1 protein-coding gene is annotated in these 601 nt (G+C 44.1%); it reads left to right on the top strand.

The window, feature by feature from the left end:
* Positions 1-601, top strand: a 601-nt coding sequence (locus ACP45E_RS18820) for a putative manganese transporter (RefSeq protein ID WP_241824343.1), incomplete at both ends; no start/stop codon positions are given.

Genomic DNA, 601 nt, shown 5'->3' with positions numbered 1-601 from the left:
GACAATGGGTGATGCCGCTTTTCTGCTGATTGCGAGCACACCTCAAGTGGGATTAAGTGTTATTGCTCTTGGTGTTGTCGTAGGGTGTCTCTCTGGGTGGACCGTCAACAAACTGCATAGAGATGATTTCTTAAGGCCTGAGATTGAAACAATGCCAGAGAATAATGCTCGAATGAACCTCCTACCCCAAGCAGAATGTTCAGAGAAAAAATTCGAAAGCAAAGCCATCAATTTACAAGGCATGTTCTGGAAAGCGCTGCTCATTCCAGTGACGATAATAGCGGTACTTGGCTCGTTTCAAGTGGATATTAATCATCTTTTATCCCTTTCTGATATGACCATCGAGTGGATTGGCTGCATACTCATCATTGTTAGCATGCTTTTGTGGTCATTGACTAAAGAGTTAAAAGACTACCAAACCACCGTTTCCGAAGATCATAAATACTCGACCTCTCACCCGATTCAAAAAGCGGCCCAAGATACCAATTTTGTCACCGCCTGGGTCATCATCGCCTTTCTGTTTTTTGAGCTCACCGCTTTTTTTTCTGGTCTTGATATTAAAGCCAGTGTTTCTGGGTGGGGAGTCTGGATGCCACTCATC

The sequence above is a fragment of the Vibrio genomosp. F10 str. 9ZD137 genome (assembly GCF_049974785.1).
Taxonomy (GTDB): Bacteria; Pseudomonadota; Gammaproteobacteria; order Enterobacterales; family Vibrionaceae; genus Vibrio.
The sequence above is the reverse complement of the archived record's forward strand: the minus strand, read 5'-3'. Positions and strand labels throughout refer to the sequence as shown.